16 protein-coding genes and 1 pseudogene are annotated in these 24,065 nt (G+C 62.2%); 3 read left to right on the forward strand and 14 right to left on the reverse strand.

The features are described from left to right. Window positions 1-27: 27 nt before the first annotated feature. Together JY500_RS19515 and JY500_RS19520 are read right to left on the reverse strand one after the other, a co-directional pair. Window positions 28-555: a rhodanese-like domain-containing protein gene (locus JY500_RS19515; RefSeq protein WP_206254264.1), complete on the reverse strand. Its 528-nt coding sequence runs from the start codon at window positions 553-555 to the stop codon at window positions 28-30. A 225-nt stretch (window positions 556-780) separates the two neighbouring features. Beyond that, window positions 781-1,788 carry a sulfate ABC transporter substrate-binding protein gene (locus tag JY500_RS19520; RefSeq protein ID WP_206254265.1) on the reverse strand — a complete coding sequence of 336 codons (1,008 nt, stop codon included), beginning with the start codon at window positions 1,786-1,788 and terminating at the stop codon, window positions 781-783. A gap of 520 nt (window positions 1,789-2,308) precedes the next feature. Between JY500_RS19520 and JY500_RS19525 the strand changes: the two genes are divergently transcribed. Further along, window positions 2,309-5,797: a carbohydrate binding domain-containing protein gene (locus tag JY500_RS19525; protein ID WP_206254266.1), complete on the forward strand. Its 3,489-nt coding sequence runs from the start codon at window positions 2,309-2,311 to the stop codon at window positions 5,795-5,797. A 205-nt stretch (window positions 5,798-6,002) separates the two neighbouring features. Here the strand turns inward: JY500_RS19525 and JY500_RS19530 are convergent, their stop codons facing one another. From JY500_RS19530 to JY500_RS19545, 4 genes are all read right to left on the reverse strand, one after another. Next, entirely contained in the window at window positions 6,003-7,319 is a 1,317-nt protein-coding gene (locus JY500_RS19530; RefSeq protein ID WP_206254267.1) for a cytochrome-c peroxidase, read from the reverse strand. A gap of 20 nt (window positions 7,320-7,339) precedes the next feature. Further along, window positions 7,340-7,774: a FixH family protein gene (locus tag JY500_RS19535; RefSeq protein WP_206254268.1), complete on the reverse strand. Its 435-nt coding sequence runs from the start codon at window positions 7,772-7,774 to the stop codon at window positions 7,340-7,342. A gap of 785 nt (window positions 7,775-8,559) precedes the next feature. Further along, a complete protein-coding gene (locus tag JY500_RS19540) occupies window positions 8,560-9,366 on the reverse strand; it encodes a LytR/AlgR family response regulator transcription factor (RefSeq protein WP_206254269.1) in 807 nt (268 codons plus the stop codon). A gap of 42 nt (window positions 9,367-9,408) precedes the next feature. Continuing rightward, window positions 9,409-10,485: a sensor histidine kinase gene (locus tag JY500_RS19545; protein WP_206254270.1), complete on the reverse strand. Its 1,077-nt coding sequence runs from the start codon at window positions 10,483-10,485 to the stop codon at window positions 9,409-9,411. Between the two features lie 650 nt (window positions 10,486-11,135). Between JY500_RS19545 and JY500_RS19550 the strand changes: the two genes are divergently transcribed. Both JY500_RS19550 and JY500_RS19555 read left to right on the forward strand, forming a co-directional pair. Then, complete coding sequence (locus tag JY500_RS19550) at window positions 11,136-11,630, forward strand: DUF2938 family protein (RefSeq protein ID WP_206254271.1); 495 nt, start codon at window positions 11,136-11,138, stop codon at window positions 11,628-11,630. A gap of 355 nt (window positions 11,631-11,985) precedes the next feature. Continuing rightward, window positions 11,986-13,719 (forward strand): hypothetical protein, encoded by a 1,734-nt coding sequence (locus tag JY500_RS19555; RefSeq protein ID WP_206254272.1) that lies wholly within the window; start codon window positions 11,986-11,988, stop codon window positions 13,717-13,719. A gap of 31 nt (window positions 13,720-13,750) precedes the next feature. Here the strand turns inward: JY500_RS19555 and JY500_RS19560 are convergent. The 8 genes and pseudogenes from JY500_RS19560 to JY500_RS19595 form a co-directional block, all read right to left on the reverse strand. After that, window positions 13,751-14,900 (reverse strand): annotated as a pseudogene (locus JY500_RS19560) (IS3 family transposase). A 139-nt stretch (window positions 14,901-15,039) separates the two neighbouring features. Next, window positions 15,040-16,554 (reverse strand): DUF1254 domain-containing protein, encoded by a 1,515-nt coding sequence (locus tag JY500_RS19565; protein ID WP_246479698.1) that lies wholly within the window; start codon window positions 16,552-16,554, stop codon window positions 15,040-15,042. 201 nt (window positions 16,555-16,755) lie between these two features. Next, complete coding sequence (locus tag JY500_RS19570) at window positions 16,756-17,637, reverse strand: transporter (protein ID WP_206254273.1); 882 nt, start codon at window positions 17,635-17,637, stop codon at window positions 16,756-16,758. Window positions 17,638-17,704: 67 nt separating this feature from the next. Further along, window positions 17,705-19,042 (reverse strand): anaerobic sulfatase maturase, encoded by a 1,338-nt coding sequence (locus JY500_RS19575; protein ID WP_206254274.1) that lies wholly within the window; start codon window positions 19,040-19,042, stop codon window positions 17,705-17,707. 66 nt (window positions 19,043-19,108) lie between these two features. After that, window positions 19,109-21,463, reverse strand: coding sequence for an arylsulfatase (locus JY500_RS19580; RefSeq protein ID WP_206254275.1), 2,355 nt, complete (start codon window positions 21,461-21,463; stop codon window positions 19,109-19,111). Between the two features lie 96 nt (window positions 21,464-21,559). Next, a complete protein-coding gene (locus JY500_RS19585; protein ID WP_206254276.1) occupies window positions 21,560-22,153 on the reverse strand; it encodes a hypothetical protein in 594 nt (197 codons plus the stop codon). Between the two features lie 94 nt (window positions 22,154-22,247). Further along, window positions 22,248-23,087, reverse strand: a complete 840-nt coding sequence (locus JY500_RS19590; RefSeq protein ID WP_206254277.1) for a hypothetical protein — start codon at window positions 23,085-23,087, stop codon at window positions 22,248-22,250. Between the two features lie 138 nt (window positions 23,088-23,225). Further along, entirely contained in the window at window positions 23,226-23,705 is a 480-nt protein-coding gene (locus JY500_RS19595; protein ID WP_206254278.1) for a hypothetical protein, read from the reverse strand. Window positions 23,706-24,065 lie beyond the last annotated feature (360 nt).

Below are 24,065 nucleotides of genomic sequence, written 5' to 3' on the forward strand. Positions count from 1 at the left end.
CAGAAATGGCGGGAATCCGCGAATCGTTCAGTCCTGAACCCAAGGCAGACCGTGCAGGCGCCAACCGCCAACGCGGCCGCGCTGCTGCGAGGCATCGAGATCGCCCTCAAAGCCTTCGAGGACGTTGAATACGTTGGCGAAGCCCGCCTTCGCGGCGGCCTCGGCGGCGTCGGCCGAACGCTTGCCGCTGCGGCACAGCAGCAGCACCACGGCGCTCTTGCCTGTCTTGCTTTCGAGCTCGCGCACGAAGCGCGGATTGCGGATAAGCGAGGTGCCGGTCATCCACGCCACATGCAGCGTCTCGGGCACATGACCAACGAACTTGCGTTCTTCTGCGGTACGTACGTCGACCAACAGCGCGGCACCTTCGCTGAATAGCGCCCAGGCCTCCTGCGGCGTAACCCGCCCCGCATAGGGCAGGCCGGCGTCTCGCGCCGCGGCACGCGCACGCTCAAGGATCGCTTCGGCAGCGGCCGACGGTTCTGAACCGCTTGCGGTCGCGCGAAAGCCGTTCGCGGCAAGCGGGCTGGTTTGGGATGTTGCGATGAGGGCCATGTCTTCCTCCACGAATCGCCCGCCAGGCGGGGCGTTCAGCGCGGCGAGCGCGCGATGGAGAAAGCGTAGGCGCGCAGCGCTCACACGCGAACCAAGAAAAATTCCAGTGCTTAGTCAATTTCCGTTCATTCCCATATTCGCGATATGGGATTCGCCCACGACGGACGCGGTAAACGGAAAACGGCCCGGCAAATGCCGGGCCGCTTGTGCCAGGGGCAATCAGGATTACTTGCCGTAGATCTGATCGAACACGCCTCCGTCGGCGAAGTGCGTCTTCTGCGCTTTCTGCCAGTCGCCGAATACCTCGTCGATCGTGAAGAGCTTCACCGGCGCGAACTGCTTGGCGTATTTCGCCGCAGCCTTGGCGTCGCGGGGGCGGTAGTAGTGCTTGCCGGCAATGTCCTGGCCTTCCGGCGAGTACAGGTATTGCAGGTAGGCCTCCGCCACCTTGCGTGTGCCCTTCTTGTCGACCACCTTGTCGACCACCGAGACCGGCGGTTCGGCGAGGATCGAGATCGACGGCGTGACGATATCGAACTTGTCGGGGCCGAGCTCCTTCACGGCGAGGTAGGCTTCGTTCTCCCACGCAATCAGCACATCACCGATGCCGCGTTCGGTGAAGGTGGTGGTGGCGCCGCGCGCGCCGGAGTCCAACACCTTGACGTTCGAGTAGATGCGTTTGACGAAATCGCGCGCACTGGCGTCGGTGCCGCCGGTGTGCTTGAGCGCATAGCCCCATGCGGCAAGGTAGTTCCAGCGCGCGCCGCCGGAGGTCTTCGGGTTGGGCGTGATCACCTCGACACCGCTGCGTGCCAGATCCGCCCAGTCGGTGATCTTCTTCGGGTTGCCCTTGCGCACCAGGAACACGATCGTCGACGTGTAGGGCGAGGCGTTGCTCGGCAGACGCTTCTGCCAATCCGGCGGCAGCGACTTCGCGCGCGCCGCGATCTCGTCGATGTCGTAGGCCAGCGCCAACGTCACCACGTCGGCATCGAGGCCATCGATCACGGCGCGCGCCTGTTTGCCCGAACCGCCGTGGGATTGTTTGAACGTGACGGTCTCGCCCGTCTTGCCCTTCCAGTACTTCGCGAATGCCGCGTTGTAGTCCGTGTAGAGCTCACGCGTCGGGTCGTAGGAGACATTGAGCAGCGTGGTGTCGGCGCTCGCCGCGCCGGCCAAGCCGAGGGCAAGAGCCAGTGCGAACAGGGTCTGGCGGGGTCGGGAAATTTGCATCGTGGAGCCTCTCTGGGGTTCGTGCGAAGTCGATGCGCCGACTGTATCGACCCACCCCCGAGCCGAGAACGAAGAAAAATCGATAAGCAATTCCAGATAAGGATTGCTGCGAAGTCGCGGCGATTCGCCGGTTCGCCACCCGTCGCGCCGATTTCCAGCAATTCCGGCACAACCCATGCCAAATGCATTGCGTGCACATCGCCGAACGTCACGAACGAGCGCCCAAGCGCATCGCAGCGTCCGGTCTGGACCTCCGGCCGGCACAAATTCGGACAAGTCCGCACGCAACAACATAGGTATTTTGTATGGGCGCATAAGCAGCACTCATGCGTTCGAATCAGCAGCATCCGCGAACAGACCGGCAGCAACAGGGCCTGCGTCGCAACCGCCTGGGCGACGACAGCCTATGCAACATTGTTTTCGCCACTGGACTGGCGAAGCCAGGCAGAGCCGCACAACGTGTCTTGAACACAAAAACAATCAAAACGCCGGCTGCAATCACCACGCTAGAGGAGAAGCAATGAAGGTCTGGAATGCGCACAGCGCACGAGTGCTGTCGGCCGCAATGTTTGCGGCCGTCGGGCACGCGGCGTTCGCCAATTCGGCGATCGTCTACTACAAGCCGGCAACAAGCTGGACAACCACCAACATCCACTACGGCGTGAACGGCACCTGGACAAACGTGCCGGGCGTCGCAATGGACAACGCCTGCACCGGCTGGAAGAGCAAGACGGTCGACGTCGGCAGCGCTACGAGCTGGCAGGTCACCTTCAACAATGGTGCCGGCACCTGGGACAACAACGCGGGCAAGAACTACACCGTCGGCACCGGCATCGTCACGATCAACAACGGCGTCGTGACCACCACCTCGCCGTGCGGCGACATCACACCGCCGACGGTACCGACCGGGCTGACCGCCGGCACGATCGCGTCGACCTCGGCGAGCTTCAGCTGGACGGCTTCAACCGACAACGTCGGCGTCGTGGCCTATGACATCTTCCGCAACGGCTCGAAGATCAATTCGAGCACGACGACGAGCTTCACCGACACCGGCCTGAGCCCCAACACGGCATACAGCTACACCGTGTCGGCACGCGACGCCGCGGGTGCGAGCTCGGCACAGAGCACGGCCTTGCCGATCACGACGCTGCCGGCTGGCACCAACAGCGCGACGGTTTACTACAAGCCGGCTGCCGGCTGGACGTCGATCAACATCCATTACGGCATCAACAACACCTGGACGACGCCGCCCGGCGTGGCGATGACGCTCGCCTGCACCGGCTGGTATGCCAGGACGGTCAGCCTGGGCGACGCGACCAGCTTCGCAGCGACCTTCAACAACGGCTCCGGCACCTGGGACAACAACGGCAGCAAGAACTACACGCTGGGCACCGGCAACGTGACGGTCAGCGGCGGCGTGATCGGCGCTGGCAACCCTTGTGCCGGTGTAGACACCAAACCGCCGAGCGTACCGGCCAGCGTCATCAGCACCGGCACGACCGCCAGCTCGATCAGCCTGAGCTGGGCTGCATCGACCGACGATGTCGGCGTGACCGGCTACAACATCTATCGCAATGGCGCGAAGGTCAATTCAAGCGCGACGCCGAGCTACACCGATACCGGACTCGCCGCCAACACGGCCTACAGCTACACGATCTCGGCCTTCGATGCGGCAAAGAACGAAAGCGCCCAGAGCGCACCCCCGCTGACCGTCAGCACGCAGCCGGCCACCGACAGCAGCGCCGTCGTGTACTACTACACCGGCACGCGTGGCTGGAGTTCGGTGAACATCCACTACGGCCTCAACGGCACCTGGACGACACCGCCCGGCACGGCCATGAACGAAGCCGGCTGTACCAGCTGGGTCAAGAAGACCGTCAATCTCGGCGCGCTGACCAGCATGAAGGCGGACTTCAACAACGGTTCGACCTGGGACAACAACGGCGGCATCGACTACACCATCAACGCCGGCACGACCACCGTTAAAGATGGCGTGGTAACCACCAACGCCGCGGCACCGTGCGTCATCGACACCACGCCGCCGAGCAACCCGACGACGCTGGCCGGTACCGCAGACGGCACGACCGTGACGCTGACCTGGATCGCCTCGACCGACCCTGAAAGCCCGACGATCACCTACGTGATCACGCGTACCGGCGGCAGCGGCCCACAAACCTTCACGGCCACCACGAATCGCTATGTGGATTCGAGCGGTGCGCCGAATACCACCTACAGCTACACGGTGGTGGCGAAGAATGCGACCGGACTCAGCTCGGGCGCGAGCAACACGGCGCCAGTCACGACCGGCAACCAGACGGTGCCGAAGAAGACCTTCAGCTGGGACAACGCCACGGTGTACTTCCTGCTGACCGACCGCTTCGTCAACGGTGACACGACGAACGATCGCTCGTATGGGCGCGAATCCGCCAAGGATGGCACGCCGTTCAACAACCGCCTCAGCGACTTCCCCGCGACCTTCCATGGCGGCGACTTGAAGGGCCTGCTCAGCAAGATCAACGAGGGTTACTTCGACAAGCTGGGCATCAACGCGATCTGGATGAGCGCGCCGTACGAGCAGATCCACGGCTTCGTATCGGGCGATGGCCACAAGCACTACGGCTACCATGGCTACTATGCGCTGGACTTCAGCAGCATGGACAAGAACATGGGATCGCGCGCCGACCTGCAAGCCGTGGTCGACGCCGCTCACGCCAAGGGCATCCGCATCGTGATGGACGTGGTGATGAACCACGCCGGCTACGACACGCTGAAGGACATGTGGGAGTTCGGTTTCGGTGGTCTGGTCAACGGCTGGGAAAACACCGCCTTCAAGACCGACGATCTGGTCGACTACAACACCCACATCAAGCCCTACATGGATCCGAACAACGCCAACTGGTCGCAGTGGTGGAGCCCGGATTGGCTACGTGTGAGCAACGGCCTGGTCGGCTACAGCGCCTGTACCGGCACCGACGGCCTGACCGGCTGTGTCGGCTACCTGCCTGACTTCCGCACCGACAACTTCTCCGCAGTCGGCCTGCCGCCGCTGCTGGTGAACAAGTGGACCAAGGAAGGCACGCTCAACGAGAAGAAGGCTTCGCTCGACGCCTGGTTCTCGCAGACAGGCCGCCAGCGCACGCCGGTGAACCACCTCGTCAAATGGCTGACTGACTATGTGCGCGACTTCGGAATCGACGGCTTCCGCGTCGACACTGCCAAGCACGTCGAACTCGCCAACTGGAAGGTGCTCAAGGACGAAGCCCAGCGCGCGCGCCGGGACTGGATCGCCGCCAATCCGGCCAAGGCCGCCCTGCTCACCGGTGACACCGATTTCTGGATGACCGGTGAAGCCTGGGGCCACGGTACGGACCGCGACGGCTACTTCGACAACGGCTTCGACTCGATGATCAACTTCAACTTCAAGGGGGCCGCCAACAGCCTCACTGGAATGGAGTCGACCTACGTCACGCTGGCCGGCGTCAACACCGACAACAGCAAGCCGTACAACCTGCTCTCCTACATCTCCAGCCACGACGTGGGTCTGTACGACCGCGCGAATCTGAAGACCGGCCTCGCCGCGCTGTTGATGGCGCCTGGCGGCGTGCAGATCTTCTACGGCGACGAGAGCGGGCGTCCGAACCTTTCGTGCTGTGGTGATCATGTGTGGCGCGGCGACATGAACTGGAGCTCGCCGGACACGGCCGCCCTGGCCCATGCGCAGAAGCTCGGCAAGTTCCGTAACGCGCACGTCGCGGTCGGCGCAGGCAGTCACCAGAAGCTGGCGGACTCGCCCTACACCTTCGCGCGCACCAAGGGCAGCGACAAGGTCGTCGTCGCCTTCGGCGCCAGCGGCAATGTGTCGATCAGCGTCGCCGGCGTGTTCGCCGATGGCCTGCTCGTGCGCGACGCCTATACCGGCGCCACCGCAACCGTTTCTGGCGGCCGCGTGAGCGTCACGGCAGACAGCAACGGCGTCGTGCTGCTGGAAGACGCCGCTACGGTGCAGTAAGCCCAACGACCTGCCGCCCCTGTCACCAGGGTCGGCAGGCAGCAAGGCACAGCCCCGCCCCATGGCGGGGCTTTTTCATTGTCGAGCGCCAGCGCTCCCGGCACAGCGCTTTTGGAGCGCGTGATCACCCAGGTCGACGCTCGCGCTGCTGGTGAGCGTGTCGAACCCGGCGAACCGAGGCTGGCCGACACAGGCGCAACGCGTGTCATGGCGTGGCCGCCTTCGCAGATCGATCAGCGTTCAGGGTCCCAAGAAAACTCACCAGGTCGGCGATTTCAGTCTCGGTCAGCTCGATCGGTGCCCTGCCGGCTTTCGGATCATCTTTGGAACCTTCGTGTCGATGGCTCAGCTCTGACCGTCCAATCACCGCGTGGGGCGCAGCGACATAGTGGCGCACCACACGCTCCAACGAGGCGAACTGCCCGGCGTGCATGTAGGGCGGACGCTGCGCCACACCGCGCAGGCCCGGCGTCTTGAACGCACCTTCCAGCGCCGGATCGTCGGCCACCATGAATTGAAGTTCCGGGCATTGCGATGCGCCGGCATCGTTGAATGGCCCCCGGCAATTGAACTCGTCCCCAAGCACTTTCTTCGTCGCGGCCGCGCGCCCGCGATCCGGCGCCGTCGCATTTCGGGGTGGCACCCCAGTGTTGTGAAACTGCTGGTCGGTCAAGAGCGGGCCATTGTGGCAACTCACGCATTGTCCTTTGCCGATGAACAGCCTCAAGCCTCTGACTTCGTTGGCCCGCAACATACTGCGGGCCGCCGGGGCGTCCGTCACCACGGCGTCGACGTAGCGATCGAAGCGCGAGGGCTCGTGCCGCAGGGACTTCTCGTAGGCGGCGATTGCCTTGCCGATACTCGCGAAGACACGCGAGACCTCGTCGCGGCGGCGCGCATCCATCGCATTCCACGCAGCCTGAGCGACCGCGTCGCCAAGCGGGCTGGCGTCCAGCGGGAGGCCCTCCAGATCAGGCAGCGCACCAAACAGGGCCTCGTAGTCCTTGCGATAGTTGGCTGCGATGAGCCGCGCATAGCGTGTGCGGGTTCCGCCGTGCTCCACGCCATCCTCCAGCGGCCCGAGCGCCTGGGACCACAAGCTGTCTTTTCGCCCGTCCCAGAACAGCCAAGTACTGTAGGCCGCGCCGACAACCGGCATCGCTCGTCGCGAGCCGGTTCCGACGCCCTGTCCGACCGGCAGTCCGTCTTGAAACTGCCTGTCAGGGTCATGGCAACTGGCGCACGAAACCGCCCCGTTGCGGCTGAAGCGGGCGTCGCTGAACAGCCGCTTGCCAAGATCAATTGCAGCCGGCAGTCGCTCCACTGCATTGGACGGGTCGGCCGGAGCGGCGGGCAGGCGCGTTAGGCTCAGCGACGCCAACACCTGCTTTTCCTCCGCGCTCCAATCGTCCGCGCCGGAGGGCTCATGCAGATACCCGGCGCTCGCCAGCGTGACGGCCGAGAGCACGCTGGCGGCAAAGACAACGCCGAACATCCGCATTGCGGTTGTAGATCTGGCCATGGTCGTAGCCCCCGGCGTTCTCAGCGACCGGCCGATTCGGGCACGACCGTGTTGAAGGTGACCTTGTCGGCCCCCTCGGAGCCGTCGATGGCGAGCTTGATCTCCCACCAGCCGGTCATGCTGAATTTCATGCCCTCGATCAGGTAGGTGCCGTTCGGCAATTCCCGCGTGACTTGCGGACGCGTCGGCAGACCATGGCCGTGTTGCGGCATACCGCCATCAACCTTGATTTGCGCATGGGTGATCGGCGTGCCCGCTGGCGACGCAAGCTTCACCTGCCATGCGTGCATCTGGTTGACCACCACCGGCCCTGCAGGCGGCTGAAGTGTGACCACGTACTTCTTGCCTACGCTGGTATGGGTCAACGAGGTATCGAGATTGGGCGGCAGCGCCGAACAGGCGGTGGCGGCCGCAAGCGCAAACGAAGAAATGGTTGAAGTGATGAAGCGGTTCATGGCGACTCCTGGATCAAGTGGCGACGGTTGAAAGCGGTCCGACCCGTCACGCAAAAGCGCGACGCGACGGATGCACTTTCGTACCGCGACTGCCCCGGCGACAGCGGGATGCGATCAGATGCACACCAGCGTCCTGCAACGGTAGCTCCCGGCTACCGAATGGTTTGCCGTGTGGATCCGCGCCACATCCGATCTGGTAGCGCACTCATCGGAGCCCCTGCCCGAGTGATGAGCCAGGTGCTCGCCATGCCGCCTGGTCGATGCCATCGACCACTGCAGGCCCGGAATTGGCGGTTCGTCTCAGCCTGATTTCACCGACCGGGGCATCCGGCGAGAGTGAGTGCCATCGAAGGCATCCCGTCCTCGAGCAAGCAAGGAGTCTGACCATGAACGAAACCCAGCAAGCATCCCCCTGCAACTGCACCGAGTGCCCAGGCGAGTTCTGCGCATGTGGCTGCCGGCAACCCGCGCAGGAAGCATGTGCATGCGGTGAGAACTGTGCGTGCGGCGCAAGTTGCGCTTGCACGAAGGGCTGAGCGCCGGCACGCCCCGCGCCCAAGCACGCGGGGCACTTCAAGCTTGTCTGGAGTAACCGATGAGAGGCCTGATGCGAATGTTCGCGCGGCTGGTCGCGCGCCTACGTCCAGTCAGTTACGAGGAGCGATACCTTGCACGGGCGGCGGACGCACACGATCTGGAGGCAAGGCAACGTCGCCTTCAACAACAGCAACCCTGAGCGTGAGCCCGTTCGGCAGCGTGTGCCGACGGGCCCCGCGCGCGCTGGTCTACATCGGGCGGAACAGATGCCCGAATGCACGGCTGACCTTCACCAGCCGATCCACACCGCGAATGCGCAAGCTGTAGAGCCCGTTCTCTTCGCGCGTCGCACTCAGGATGAAGTTGGTGTTCACCATGACGCTGCGATGCACTTGGATGAAGTCGGTTGAATCGATACGCGCCATCAGTTCGCGCAAGCTCATTCGCACCAAAGCCTCGCCGAGGGGCGTCACCACGTTCACATACTTTTCGGTGGCCTCAAAGAATGCAACGTCGGTCACCGGAATCATGCGCACGGTGTTGCCCACCCCCGCGCGGATGACCTTGATTCGTTCCATCGCATCATCCGCGGGCTCAGCGATCGCCTGTACCCGCTGCATCAGCGCCGCCATATCCCCGACATGTGGCGATGCCGCACGTTCATTCAGCCGTCTCTTGAGTCGCTCCACCGTCTGCAGCAAACGCTCCGGCGTGGCCGGCTTGAGCACATAGTCGATCGCCGCGCGCTCAAACGCTGGCACGGCAAATTCATCGTACGCGGTGACGAATACGAACAGAGGCTCGGCCTTGGTTTCCGGCCACTCATCCGCCACCGCCTCAGCCACCTCGATGCCGGTGCGGCCCGGCATCTTGATGTCGAGAAACATCACATCGGGTGTGTGTGCCAACGCGAGTTCGGTGGCCTGCAAACCATCCTCGGCGACACCGCAGATTCGGAGTTCGGGCCACACCTGTTCGAGCAGGCGGCGCAGGTTGCGTGAGAGAACGGGTTCGTCCTCCGCGATGACGGCGGTAGCTGCGGCAACCGTGGACATGGATGTCTCCTCTACGTGTTCTGGGTGCGACAAACGCGGCCTTCAGCGGGGAATGCGTATCACGGCGCAAACGCCGCTTGGGACTCGGCGCTCAAGGCTCAACTGTGCTGCGGATCCATAAACGGCGTGCAAGCGATCACGCACATGCTGCAGCCCGTAACTCGTGCCTGCGGGGCGTGCGGCAATGTCGGCCGCGCCCTGCTCATCCGCAGGCAGGCCGAGGCCGCTGTCGCTGACGCGGATTTCGATTCCTGAGTCGGTCAGGCTCGCGGCGACCTCGATGCTGCCGGCACCAACCTTGGGTTCCAGCCCATGCTTGATCGCGTTCTCCACCAGCGGCTGCAGCAACATCGGTGGCACCAGGGTGTCCGCCAAGCCAGCCGGCAAATCGAGCCGGAAGTTCAGACGCGGCCCCATGCGCAAGGACATGATGTCGAGATACGCGCGCAGCTGCGCGAATTCACGGCTCAAAGCCACTGCTTCCGTCTGCGACGCCGCGAGCGCGCTGCGCAGATACACGATCAGCTGATCGATCATCGACTCGGCACGGTCGACATCCTCCCGAATCAGCGAGCGCAAATTGGCGAGCGTGTTGAAAAGCATGTGGGGATCGAGTTGTGCGCGAAGCAGGCGCAGCTGTGACTCGATCGCCAGCCGCTGCGCCTCGGAGCGGGCCGCCGCCTCCTTGGCGAGTTGCTCGCGCGTGGCGTAGTAGTACAAGCCGAGCCCCCCCACCAGCACGGTGAAGATGATGGGCGACAGGCTGATCCGTTGGTTGCCGACCATCTGCATCGGCTCGCCCAAGAGAAGAAAGGCGATCTGGTGCCCCGCAATGAAGCCGGTCGGGATCGCTATCAAGCCGGTAACAACCCATCGGGTCATCGGACGCAGGCGCGCCAAACGTTGAGACCGCCTGAGCGCCAGCACGCAGGCGACCATCGTGATGCCCACGCATTCTGAAAACATCAGCACCCGGGGGAAGGAACCGAGGCCAGGCGCCAGAAAGTACAGCAGCGTCGCCGCGAGCGCCCATACCAGGGCGGAGAAGACCGTGGCCTGCAACGCGTCGCCGAACGTCTCGGGCCACAGGTAAGGATGTCGATGCGAGGTAAGTGGCATTTGGGGCTGCAGGCTGGTTTCGGCGAGGGAAGTGGAAAACGCCGTGTCACTCTAGTTCCTGGGCCAACCGCCGCCAAGCTGGCGACGACGAAGCCGAGCTTGCCTGTCCGTGAACGGTCGGTTTCATCGACCGAACGGTCTTGAGTACCGACCGGCCGCAATTTCGCGCGCTGCGCGGATCATTCCAGCGGGCGCCCCGACTCGCGTTCTCCGTGGTGGCAAACGCCGGGCGCTGCGTTCACCCGGCATGGTGGCGCACTGCCCCGGCCACGACCATCGCAGGTGCGCTGCGACGGCTCGGTCGAGCCTGCCGACCGTTGCCGCACCGAAACCAACGGTTGGTCGCAACCGACTGTCGCCCCGCGCGCGGGTCGCCGAAAGTGCACACCAGCCGCAGCAAATCGCCCGATGCGGCTCGAACGCAACTTGACGATGACGACGGGGAACTCGCACGACGACACCGCTCGGAGACACCCGTGTATGCAGGTGCTCGCCACACTGATTGATGAGACCCATCGGTCGGCAAGGGCGCTGACCGAGGAGCCGCTGCGGCGCATGCCGTTTGCCGCCGAGTCACCACGAGGCGCAGTCGGAAACACGCGTGTGCCACATCGACTTGAGGCGCCCGCTCTACCGTGAGGAGATCAGGAATGGAAAGCTTTGTTTCAGCGTTTGTCGGCGGCATGGCCGGCGCCCTGCTGATGGATGCCACCGAGGCATTCGCGGCGAGGTTGGGCGTCACCAGCGGCGTGAACGTAGCCTTGCTGGGCCGCTGGTTCCTGAGCTTGCTCGGCGGGCGCTTCACCCACAAGGACATTCGCGAATGCCGGCCATTCAAACGCGAGGCATGGGCAGGGTGGGCCTTTCATCTCCTTGTTGGCGGCGGCGGTGTCGCGCTGCTCTATCCCCTGTTCTTCCACGGCGCTGGATTGCCACAGCCGGACAACGATCTGCTAGGGGGCATGATCTTTGGTCTCGTGACGTCATTGCTGCCGTGGTTCCTGCTGCTACCGTCCTTCGGATGGGGCGCTTTCGGGCTGCGCGGGCCGGCGGGTACCAATGCCCTGCTTGCAAGTCCGCTGTCTCACATCCCCTATGGGCTGGGCGTCGGCGTCGCACTCGCATTTGCTCGCCATATCGGTTAGCGCACACCGCCATGCACACGCTATTGCCCGCTCCGATGGCGCAAAGCAGCCACGCACCGGCCAACAACGCGAGAGTATCGATGCGCCGACATCGCCGGACGGCGAGTTTCTCCTTTCTCCAGAAAGATCAATGTCGACCGGCACGATGACTAAAACCCGGGCGCCGCCGCACAGCTCGTTCGGCCGCATCCCGCCCACCGCTTTCGCCGCTGAAGACCGTCGCAACGCCAACACCGTGGAGAGAGCCCTAATCCCAGCAACCGTTTCACCTACCATGCAAACCTAGAACTTCTCTCCACCCTATCGGTACTACAAACGGGGGCGGGTCACCCAGCCCACAACAACCGAGACGAACATGACCACATCCACCTGGAACCTTGAAGCAGGCAGCGGCGACTGGAATACGGCGGGCAACTGGAGCCCGACCGGGGTGCCCAGCGATGTCGCGGCATTCGCCAGTTCGACGCAGACGGGCATCAGCTTTTCGCAGGCATCGGGAAGTGTGGTGAACAGCATCGAATTCGCGGCAGGGGCGTCGGCCTATACCTTCACCTTCACCGCGCCGTCGCCCACCACGCCAACGCTGGTCATTGCCGGCAACGGCGTGACCAATAGCTCGATGAGTCAGCAGAGTTTCATTGTCGCCGCTGCCAGCAGCGGGTATCAGAATCCACAGCTCAAGTTCACCCATTCCGCTTCGGCGGGCGGCGCCAACAATTACTACTGCGCCGGCCCGGCAACGGCACAAGATTCCGGCGGCGGCGTGATCCGCTTTGCTGACACCTCATCCGCCGGGGCAGCCAACTTTATGGCGTGGACTGGCGCCGGCACGCCGCCGCGGTATGGCAGCACGGTGGGCGGCGAGATCAGCTTCGGCGATTCTTCGACCGCGGCGTCGGCCAGCTTCACCATCTACGGCTCGCTCGGCAGCGATGGCGACACCTTCGGCAACACCGTGTTCCACGATAGTTCGACAGCTGCCAACGCGACTTTCACCAACATCGGCGGCACGGTTTCCGGTGGCGATGGCGGCAACACGCAGTTCTACGACAATTCGACAGCAGGCGACGCGCACTTCTACAACAAGGGCGGGACTTTCAGCAAAGCGAACGGCGGCGACGTGGCTTTCGACGGCACCGCCAGCGGTAGCTACGGGCATTTCTACAATTACGCCGCACCGGCGGCCGGGGCCTACGGCGGCGTTACGAGTTTCAACAACAATCCGCCGGAAGTAGCCTCGGGGGGCGCATCAGCGGGAAACGGCGCCTACTTCAACTTTGGTGCGCGCAATAGCGAACAGGGCGGCGGTGGCCATGTTGAGTTCAGTGCCCGACACGGTTCGCCGACTGCGGCCAACGGCATCTTCAACAACTACGGCAGCACGATCTCCGGCAACGCCACCGCCGGACATACGATTTTTTCGATCAACCAGCCGAGCAGCTATTTTCCGACGGCGGGCAGTGCCACCTTCTACAACCACCCCGCCGCCGCACCGGGTGGCGCAGCAGGTTTCACTGCGTTCTCGGTCTATACCAATAGCGACTCGACGGGCAGCGCCGGCGATAGCTGCAACGTTCCCACCGCCGGCGAGGGAACGTTCTACAACCTCGGCGCCTATATTTCGGGTGCCTCGGGTGGTTACACGACGTTTTCCGGCACCTCGACCGCGGGCAACGCGGTGCTGTTTGCGTACGGCGGCACGAACGGCGGCGATGGAGGCAAGATCGCGTTTTACGACAATTCCTCCGGCGGTACGTCCAGCATCTCGCTCGTCGACAATGGCGAACTCGATCTCAGCTACCACGCCGGCGGCGTCACGCTGGCCAACCTCGAACTCCGCGGCGGCATCATCCGAGTGACGCTCGGCAGTACCCCGACCAGCCTGACACTCACCGGCGCGCTGGCACTGCCGTACCCAACAACCTTCTCGTTCCAGAGTAGCGGCGTCAGCGCCGGCACGCCGTACACCGTACTGACCGCGCCTAACCTCGCCGATTTCTCTGCGGACCAGTTCAACGGCAACAGCGTCGACGGCATGACGCCGACCTTCGCAATTGTTGGGACTGCGTTGCAGGTGACGTTTGCGTGAGGCAACGGGAAGATGAATCGCCCCGGCTTCCCTAGACAGTTTTCTGCTTGTTGAAATACCGCTGTTCGAACTCGACCGGAGACATGTTCTCGGTGTGACTATGCCGACGTTTCGGGTTGTAGAACAACTCGATGTAGTCGAAGACATCGCGCCGAGCGTCCTCTCGGGTCGCGTAGATCTTTTGGCGAATCCGTTCTCGTTTGAGCAGTTGGAAAAAGCTTTCTGCGACTGCATTGTCGTGGCAGTTGCCGCGCCGGCTCATGCTCCCCACAAGATTGTGGTGCCTTAGGAAGTCCTGCCAGTCGTAACTGGAGAACTGGCTACCTTGGTCCGAGTGCACGATGACGGAGGTGTCCGGCTTGCGTCGCCAGACGGCCATCAGCAACGCATTGAGTGCCAGATCCCGATGCATACGCGGCCCCATCGACCATCCAATAACTTGGCGCGAGAACAAGTCGAGCACCACCGCAAGGTAAAGCCAACCTTCGAAGGTCCGGATGTAGGTGATGTCGGTGACCCATGCCTTGTTAGGCGCCGTAGGTGAAAACTGGCGGTCGAGCGCATTCGGATGGACGATTGCCGGTCGTCCGCCATAGTGGCCGCGCCGGCGCGAATAGCCTGTTTGCGCACGCAGCCCTTCGACCCGCATCAGCCGAGCCACCGATGCTTGCCGCATTGTTCGCCCATCTCGCGCAGATCATCATGGATCTTGCGATAGCCATACACGGCGCCCGACTCAAGCCACGCGTGCTTGATCAGCCCCAGGAGCCGACGATCCTCGCGGCTCCTAGGACTTTCGTGGCATCGACTCCACGCATAGAACCCGCTTGGATGGACGCCAATGACCTTGCACATCCGTCGCACCACGAACTCGCTTTGATGGGCCTGGATGAACGCGTACTTCACCCGGACTGCTTGGCAAAGTACGCGGCGGCTTTTCTTAGGATGTCGCGCTCTTCGGTGACGCGTTTGAGTTCGCTCTTCAAACGACGGAGCTCCGCACTCTCGGCATCCGCCTTCGCCCGCTCCGGCGCGGGCGCACTATAGCGCTTGATCCATTGGTACAGGCTGTGTGTGGAGACCCCCAGCCGCGCCGCCACCTCCGCAACGGCATGCCCTCGATCGGTGACCTGCTTCACCGCTTCAACCTTGAACTCTTCTGTGTAACGCGCCGTACCCATGACACCTCCTTGTACGCCTCACTGTGAGGCAAGAATGTGTCTAAGGAGTCCGCGGCGATTCACTCTCCCCAAACGAAGCCAGCCCAACTAACGGCGCGTCGTCGCCATCAGTTGGGCTGGTCGTTGCGTGGGTCCTGGCTTACTTGATCAATTCAATCTCGCTTGGCCGCCATGTCTTGTCGAACCAAGGTTGCAGCGGCCCGTAGAGGCGCAGAAGGGTATTCCATCCCTTGCCGGGAATGGTTTGCACCCAGTTGTTCTCCTTGCCAGCGGGGGCCTTCGGTCCAAAGTAGACATCGACCGAGCCGTCCGGATTGATCAACACCGCCTTGTTCTGGCTGGTGACCGCAGGCCATTTTTGGTCGGTCTGGAGCATTGAGCGGGTCTGGTTGTCGTACAGGATGACCGACCAGAACTGCTTGACGGGGATGTTGGGCGGCAGATGGAGCTTATAGTTCTTGCCCCCATCGAACGGGCGACCGTTGGCGTCCACAAAAGCCGCCATGTACTGCGAGCCCTCACCGACGGTCTTCGAATCCATGGCCGGCGTTACGCCAGTGGCGTAGAAGAAGAACGCGGAATAAGCGTCGAGGATTCGCACGCCGTTCTGCTCAAACTTGTAGCCGCCGTAGAAGCCCGAGCGCCACGCGCTGTTGGGGTAGTAGTAACTCTCCTTGATCCGCAAACGGCTATTCATGGCACGCGCCGTGGCATCGCCGACCAATGCAGCCTCGGTCAGGATCTTCTTCATGCGCGCATCGGGCGCAAAAGGTTTGCCCTTCTGGATGCCAATCGATGCATACAAGCCAAGCGTAACCGGATCGATCGATTCGGTCGGCTCTTCCTGCACCACCTGGTTCAGGTACTCCCAGAACGGATAGTCCGCCGGCGCCAAGGTGCTGAAATCCTTCCCGGAGACGTGCACGAACTTGACCGGCGGCGGGTTGGCGGCGTCCTTCAGGAGATAGATCTTGGTGTGTTTCTCGACAACGTCCACCCCCGGCTTCGGATCACCATCAACGAGGAAGGAGCGCCACGGCACCCAGACGCTGAAGGTTGCTGGGCGCACGACGAAGTAGCCATCAGGTACTTCGCCCGTGTAGCCAGGCGGCAGGATCAGATACTTGCCTCCCTTGCCCTTGTCAGGTCCAACGAGGCCGATATCGGTGACAAAGCTGTACCACATGTCATCCATCAGCCCGAGCACGTTAGGCGGTACTTCGAGGACCAACGGCCCGCCGCGCAGGTCCAGCCAGAACCACGTATACGGCGTGTTGTTGTTGGGCGTGAGGAACAGGGACTTTGAGTCCATGCGATCCTCGAAGATCGGCACGGTCGTATTGATCGGCCCGAGTTCAGCGATCCCCTTGCGGTTGGCCAGTTGATTGACCGGCGCGAGCCCCAACAAATACGCCTGCACGGCGCGCTGGAAATCGAGATTGTCGTAGAGCTTTTCAACGGTCGCGTCGTCAGGGAAACCGTCGAAGAACTTCAAGGTACCCAAGCGGGTCTCGACCTTGTCCGGAATGGCGACGCCTGCCGGAATCTCGGTCGTCATCTTCATTTTCGGCGGCTTCTTCGCTTGCGCCGGACTTACGGCCAGCGCGCAGGCGAGCACGCTAGCGAACACGGCCATCATGGGTTTAGCCTTCATTCACTTCTCCTCCTGAAACTCGTGAGTAATAGGTGTCGTCGTTGCTCGCTAACGTGAACGCAGCTGGCAGCGGAACCCGGCAGAGCGAACCAAAAGCGCTGGACATTCTGGTTCTCATCAATGGATTGGTAAAAGCGCACCTTCGAACCTTTGTTGCGTACGAACACCGTGCACGGCCTTGGCTATCGAACATTTACGTGCTTACAGCCCTCCCCCCCAACGGGTCTGCAATGCAAGGCTCAGGAGACTCATGTTGTTTCCGGTTCGGGCATATACGCCATCACTGGCGGAGAGCTTCACCGAAAAGTGGCGACCAATCGGCACCGAAAAGGCGGCGCCGATGCGCCAGTTTTCCTGGCGGTCGTCATCAGCCACGTCGTTGACATAGGTCCGCCCTCCACCGTAATACGTCGCGCTGATGGAGGCCCACACCGCAGTGGCAAAGTTATAAACGCCGTGCACCTGTACCGAATAGAGCGGATCTTGCCGACGCATACTGCCACCGTAGAAGTTGGTATTCTGCGTAAACAGGGTGACCGCGCCCGCCAACTCAAGCGATAGCGGCCCAAACGCCTTGGAGAGCCCAAGCTCCGGCTTGAAACTCCAGCGGTTGGTGCCAAGGTTGACCACGTATTCCGGGTCGTAGCTGCCCGTCGGGGCCGTAATTTGCAGACTCGTCCCGATAATCAAGTCGGGCTCAAACCGTGCAAACTCCGGCAAGGTCAGCGGCGGCGCCCCCTTGAGGTTCAACGCCAGGCGGACAACCGAATCGGTGAAACCATGTTGTTCGCGGTCGGTTCGCTGGCCGGCATATTCAGCATTGCCCGACATCTGTGCATAGGGCAACGCCAGATCAATGCGACCAGTCTGGCCCTGGAACTCGAATGCATGCGCATACGCCACAACGCTCGTCCAAACATCCAACTCCGGATTCCGGACCGGAAGCGCAGCATCAAAGGCGATCCCGCCGCTCGAGTGGCTGGCACCGAAAATCAGAAAGTTCATACCGACCGGCAAGTTCGCATAATTGCGCGGTTCGAGCGACTGCGCATGGCAGCACTGAATGGTCAGCGCCCCGAGCATGATCTGTATTAGCGCTCGGCAAAGTGATCTGAAACGCCTCATGTCGCGGCCTCGCAGGTCGAATATCTCAGACTGACCCACCGGAGGGCGGGCTCGCCTTGGCGTTCATGCCCATCGTGACGGCACTGCCTTCACGCGGTGGTGCTTTCGTGATGATCAAGGGGCCTTTGGTTGCCTCCATCACCGCCGAGGCCGGAAGGTCGTTCTCGATCAAGGTCGCCATGGCACGCAGGTACTTGCGGATATGCTTGAAGAACTTCTTGTAGCCCGCACACAAGTAATGCAGCCCGGGCTCGCCGTCCGGCGTCATCGCGAAGCGGTGCTTCGGGCAGCCGCCCCAACAGGCTTCCTTCACCTCACAAGTACGGCAGTACTGTGGCAACGTCGCTTCCTTGTGGGGGCCAAAGCCGGACGCCACCGAACGATCGACCATCGCCTCAAGCGAATCGCTCATCACATTGCCAAGCCGATATTCCGGATAGACATAGTGGTCGCATGCAAACACGCTGCCATCGTGCTCCATCGCCACCGCTCGCCCGCATTGTTTCGCGAAGATGCAAACGGGTGATGGTTCGCCAAGCCACGCAGTCAGCGCCCATTCAAAATTCATGACGAAGACCGAACCGACGTCGTTGCGCACCCATTCTTCGTAGATCGCAATCAGGAAGTCGCCGTAGGCCCCAGGCTCGACGGTCCACGGTGTCACGCGCGCATTGGGCTCTTGGCGATCAAGGACCGAAGGGCGGGCGAGCCAGAGTTTGATTGCCTTGGTTTCGGCGTCGGGCTCGCGCTCCACGATCGGCGTGAATTGAACGAAGTTGATGCCCGCTGCCTTGAAGAATCGATAGACCTCTAGCGGATGTTGTGCCGTCCCCCTTCCGACACAGGCGAGTGCGTTGAACTCGATCCCGTGATGCTGCAGCAGACGAACACCGGCCATGACGCGCTCGAAAGTGCCAGCACCGTGGCGGTCCTTTCGGTAGCGATCGTGGATGGCCTGCGGCCCATCTAGGCTGATCCCGATAAAGAAGTCGTTCTGCTTGAAGAACCTGCACCATTCGTCGTTCAGGTGCAGCCCGTTGGTTTGCAGCACGTTACGGATCTCACGCTGCGCACGGAAAGGCTGCTGCAACTCAACGACGCGGCGGAAGAAGTCAATGCCCAGCAGCGTCGGTTCACCGCCGTGCCAGACGAACTCCACCACCGGGGTGGATTGCGCGGCGACGTATTCCTCTATGTATTTCGCAAGTACCGCCTCGGGCATCTTGAACTGCTCGCTACCCGGGAAAAGCGCTCGCTTCTCAAGGTAAAAGCAGTAATCGCACGCGATGTCGCACACTGCGCCGATCGGTTTGGCGAGTACGTGGATTCCGGGCTTACCGCCAACAGCGGACGCATTCGTCAAATCTGCCCCCTGAACCTTGAAGGCCGGAGATCCCCCTGCAGGGAATCCCCGGCAGCACTGCGGGTGTTACTTCACTTCAATCGTCAGCTTCGGAATGCGGCCGGTGAAGCGGGACTTATGCTCGGCCCCCACCGACTCCACCACGGCTGTTCCCAGGTCGACTCCAACATCTGCCGTTTCGTCGGCCGAGAACAAGCCCGCCTCGGTCGCGGGGATGCGCCCTTCTGCGACCTTCTCGCCATTGACGAAGAGGGCGCCCTGCCCACCCTTGCCCTGACCGCCGCCGTCGTAGTCGAACTGGAAGCGCAGCGTCGACTTTCCGGCAGCGAGCTTCTTCGGTGCCTTGATCGACGTGTGCTGCATGCCGAGGAAGTTGTAATCGTAGGCAGGCACGCCATCCTTGACGTACAAGGACCAACCGCCGAAGCGCCCGCCTTGCGCGAACACCGTCCCGTTGCCGCCAGATGCGTCAACTTCGACGTCGGCGGTGATCACGCTGGAGCGGTTCTTCACGTTGAGGAAGACGCCTTCCATCATCCCGGTCATGCCCTCGCTGAGCGTGATCGACTTGCGCCCACGCATGATGTCGGGCCGCCCAACCGTCTCACCGTTCAGACGTTCAAAGAGCCGATCATCCATAGGCAGCACGCTGTACTTCGCCGCTTCCTTGAGATACAGCTTCTGCATCTCGGCAAGCTTCTTCGGATTCTTTGCAGCGAGGTCATTTGCGAGGCTGAAGTCCGTGCGAACGTCATACAGTTCCCACGCGGAATTGTCGGACAGCGCACGACGCGGCTTTGCCTCCCACGGAGCGCGGTGAATCGTGCGAGCGAACCATCCGTCGTGGTAGATCGCACGGTTGCCGGCCACCTCGAAATACTGTGTCGTGTGGCGTTCCTTTGCCTTCGGTGCGTCGAACGAATAGACGAAGCTCGTGCCCTCCATGGGAATCTGCTTCACGCCATTTACGCTCTTCGGCACTGGCAGCCCCGTCGCCTCCAACACGGTTGGGACCACATCGATCACATGGCTGAATTGCGTACGCACTTCGTTCCGCGTTGTGATGCGCTTGGGCCAGCTCACAACCATGCCGTTGCGTGTTCCGCCAAAGTCAGACGGCACCTGTTTCATCCACCCGAACGGCGAATCGAATGCAACAGCCCAACCAGCCGACATGTGCGGGTAGGTCTCAGGCCCGCCCCATTGGTCGATCTTCTTGAGCATGTCCGGCACGGTTTCCTGCACACCGTTGAAATAGGTGTACTCGTTGAACATACCGCTCTGGCCGCCTTCGCCACTGGTGCCGTTGTCACCCGCGATGTAGACGACCATTGTGTTGTCGGCCTGCCCCACATCCTCGAAGGCCTTGAGCATGCGGCCGATCTCGTGGTCCGCGTATTCGGCGTAGGCGGCGAAGACTTCGGCCTGGTGCGCGAACAAGCGCTTTTCATCGGCCGATAGCGTGTCCCAATCTTTAAGCGCCGACGGTTTCGGCGCAAGCCGGGTTCCCGGTGGAACGACGCCCATCTGGATCTGCCTCGCCAGCGTTTCTTCCCGGATCTTGTCCCACCCCTGGTCGAACTTACCCTTCCAACGTTCGATCCATTCCTTCGGAACATGGTGCGGCGCGTGTGTCGCCCCTGGCGCGAAGTAAACGAAGGACGGCCGATCCGGCGCGAGGGCTTTCTGATGCTTGATCCATGCCACCGCCTTGTCCGTCATGTCGGACATGAAGTGGTAGGTGGGATCATTGGGCAATTCCACCTGTGCGGTGCCGTCATACAGATACGGCGCCCACTGGTTCGTCTCGCCCCCCAGGAAGCCGTAGAACTTGTCAAAGCCCTGGCGCGTGGGCCAACGATCAAACGGCCCGGCGATACTGGTTTCCCACGCTGCGGTTTCGTGCCACTTACCGAATGCCGCCGTGCTGTAGCCGTTGAGTCGCAAGACTTCTGCGAGCGGCGCCGCGTTGCTTGGCACCTGGCCGGTCGCACCCGGCAACGAAGTCGCCATCTCGGTGATGAACCCCATGTTCACCGAGTGGTGGTTACGGCCAGTCTTAAGTGCGGCGCGGGTGGGTGACGACAGCGCCGTTGTATGGAAGTTGTTGTAGCGCAGACCGCTTTCGGCAAGGCGATCAAGCGCCGGCATGTTGATCGGTCCGCCGAAGGTACTGGGTCCGCCAAACCCGATGTCATCAAGGAGGATGATCACCACGTTTGGCGCCGCCTGCGGCGCCTTCACCTCAAACAGCGCCGGCGATTTGACGTTGCGCGCGTCGACTTCGGAGTACTTTGGGCGCTTCGGTTCGGCGATCGGCAATACCGACCGATCGATTGCCGTCTGCGCAACGACGCCCGTCGCACACAGCGACGCCACCGCGGGCGCCAGAGTTCGGTAAACGTTAGTCCTGCGTGTCATTGCACGGCCCCTCCATTCATTGTTTGAACGGTCCGAGCGGCAGGCCTGACGATCAACAGCCAAGTCTTGCGTTCGGACGCGCTCGCTTGGCGCCCGTTACTGCGTGCTGCCAGTCGCAGGTGTCACCGCGACGCCTACCGCTTCGACGTAGGTACCGCGAACCTGATCGCCCACAGCGATCAGGTTCAGCTGATTCGGATCGCTGATCTTCAATGTCAGGGAGTGATGCACGCCACGCAGGTCGATGGTGCTCTTCTTCTTATCCACTTTCGTCACGTCGGCCAATACGGTGACTTTGGCACCAACCGCACCCGCCGGCTTCTCGCCTTCCTGGGCGCGTTGGGCATCGACCGCGTCAACACGCTCACGGATGCCGGCGCCGCCTTTCTTGAGCTCAAGTGTGAGCGCCTGGATCGCTTCCACACTCACCTTGTCGCCAACCTTGATCTGGGCAAAGTTGCGGACCTCATTGCCTGCAACGATTTCCCGCTCTTCGCCGTTGGTAGGTTTGATCTTCACCACGCGCGTGGCGGGGTCGACCGCCGTAACCTGGCCGGTGACCGTTTGATGACGAAGCAACGCAGCCTTGCCGGGCACCGAAACAAACGCACCAGATGCATCGTCCGCAATCGCGCTGAACGACATACCAAGACAAGCCAGAACGGCGACCAGAGAGCGAATTTTCATCAATTACTCCATCCATAATGAGTCGAGCACGAGGTCACTTCGAAAACACTTACGCGATCGAACGTCGACCTCAGATGTCAGCCAGGTTGAACAACAATTACCAATGGAACACCGCAGCAAACGCGGGGCCATCGAATGCCAAGTTTTGCAGCGCCTTCCCTTCGGCAAACTCGTAGTCGAGGTGGCGCCAGGAGGCCAGTACATCGCCCCAACCGAAGGAGTAGCCGAGCCCCGCCATGGCTTGCCACGTCAAGTCGGCGTCGCCGCCTCCGACATCGACATAAAAGGGGATAAACCACTTGCGGCCCTCGCCGAATACGTATCGGCCTTTGGCACCGAGGATGGCGTCCCAGCTCTTGATCCCCGCCGCACGATGGCCCGCACGATCGATGACAGGAACCGACGCCACGTCGCCGGCAAGCGTCCAGCCCAAGGACTGATCCAGATCCAGCAAACGCGCGCCCATCAGCAGGTCGACATTCAGGTCTGGCCTCGCTTCAGCGTGAAAGTAGGCACCCAAGGTCCACACCATTCCCTTGAGGCTGTAGTCAGCAGTGGCAGTCGCATCGGCGGGCAAGCCTGCCGGCCCGATCGTCATGGCACGCGTCTGCGACTTCGTGCCGCCGATATCCATGTAGAGCAGATCAGTAAAGCCACCCCATTCGCCCTTGCGAACGTCCAAGGACCCCATGAATACGCCGTTCAGGTGATCGAGCAGTTTGTTGATATCCACGCTCGCTTCGCTGCCCCCCGTGCTGGGCGGCACCGAAAAAGCGGAAGTGCCGGATATCGTCGGGAGGTAGGCGTAGATCCCCCCAGTCACCGACCACGCGTCGGTGTTGCCCGCCAGCGCGCTGGTCGAAGCGGCTGCACTGCACAATGCCAAGGCTGTAAAGGCAGAACGCACAAGCATGTCGGCCACTCCCTCGAAGAACATCAAAACCTGTCGCCACCCGCGCCAGTACCGCGCAACAAATCAGACTCGTCGGGCCGGCCATCCGGCGGATTTCATCTTTGCGCCGAGCTTGAGCGCGCCTCGGCGTCGGATGAAATTCATTGCGTAGGGCGAAGAGTCCTACTTGATCGTGTATCCGCGCCCTTCCAGACACGCCGAACGGGCCTTGTTGAAGGCTGACGTCTGGTTCTGCTGTTGCGTGGCTTGCTGCTGTGCCGCCTGTTGCTGGGCAGCGGCTTGCTGCTGGCTGGCTTGGCGCTTGGCGCCACGTTGTGCAGCCCCACCGGCAACCGCTCCAGCCACCGCCGCGTCACCCGTGTCGTGATCGGTAATGGCCGCCACCGTTGCCCCGGCAGCCGCCCCCCTTACCCGTGCGCCGCTCGGCTTCGACGCTGGCGGCGGGGCTGCGGCGGTGGTTGGCGCGGGCGGAGGCTTGGCCGGGTCGAATCCAGTCTGACCAACAGCCCAGGTGTAGCACTCCGCTTCATCCTTCTTCTGCTGCTCAGCCGACTGTCCTTTTGCCGGGTACACATAGGTTTGCGCGGATGCCGTCATCGTCGCCAGCAGCAGCACGGCAGAGAGACTTAGTTGAATTCGCATCGTCCAGTCCTCGATCTCTCGGCACTCATCGACCTGGACCGTTGAACAGTCGTCAGTCGGAGTGCCGTATGGGGGGCAACCTCTGAACACCACAGTGAGGCGCTCGAATCATTTCACTGATATAGAAGACCGGTTGGACATTTTGCGACACTAGTGCGACACAAGTTGATCTGCATTCAATGCTTGGCTGGGCGATTTGCGCCGACAGCATGCATGCTCGGCAGCACCGCCACACGAACGCGAACTCGCCTGGTCGGAACACGCAAGACCGAAGGGGCATCTGCGGCGAAAGGCCGAGCCCTTGGGTTCGGCCAGCGTTCTTTCTTTCGCTCAGGGAATGCAACTCAACACGGTCGCCGG

Source organism: Niveibacterium microcysteis (genome assembly GCF_017161445.1).
Taxonomy (GTDB): domain Bacteria; phylum Pseudomonadota; class Gammaproteobacteria; order Burkholderiales; family Rhodocyclaceae; genus Niveibacterium; species Niveibacterium microcysteis.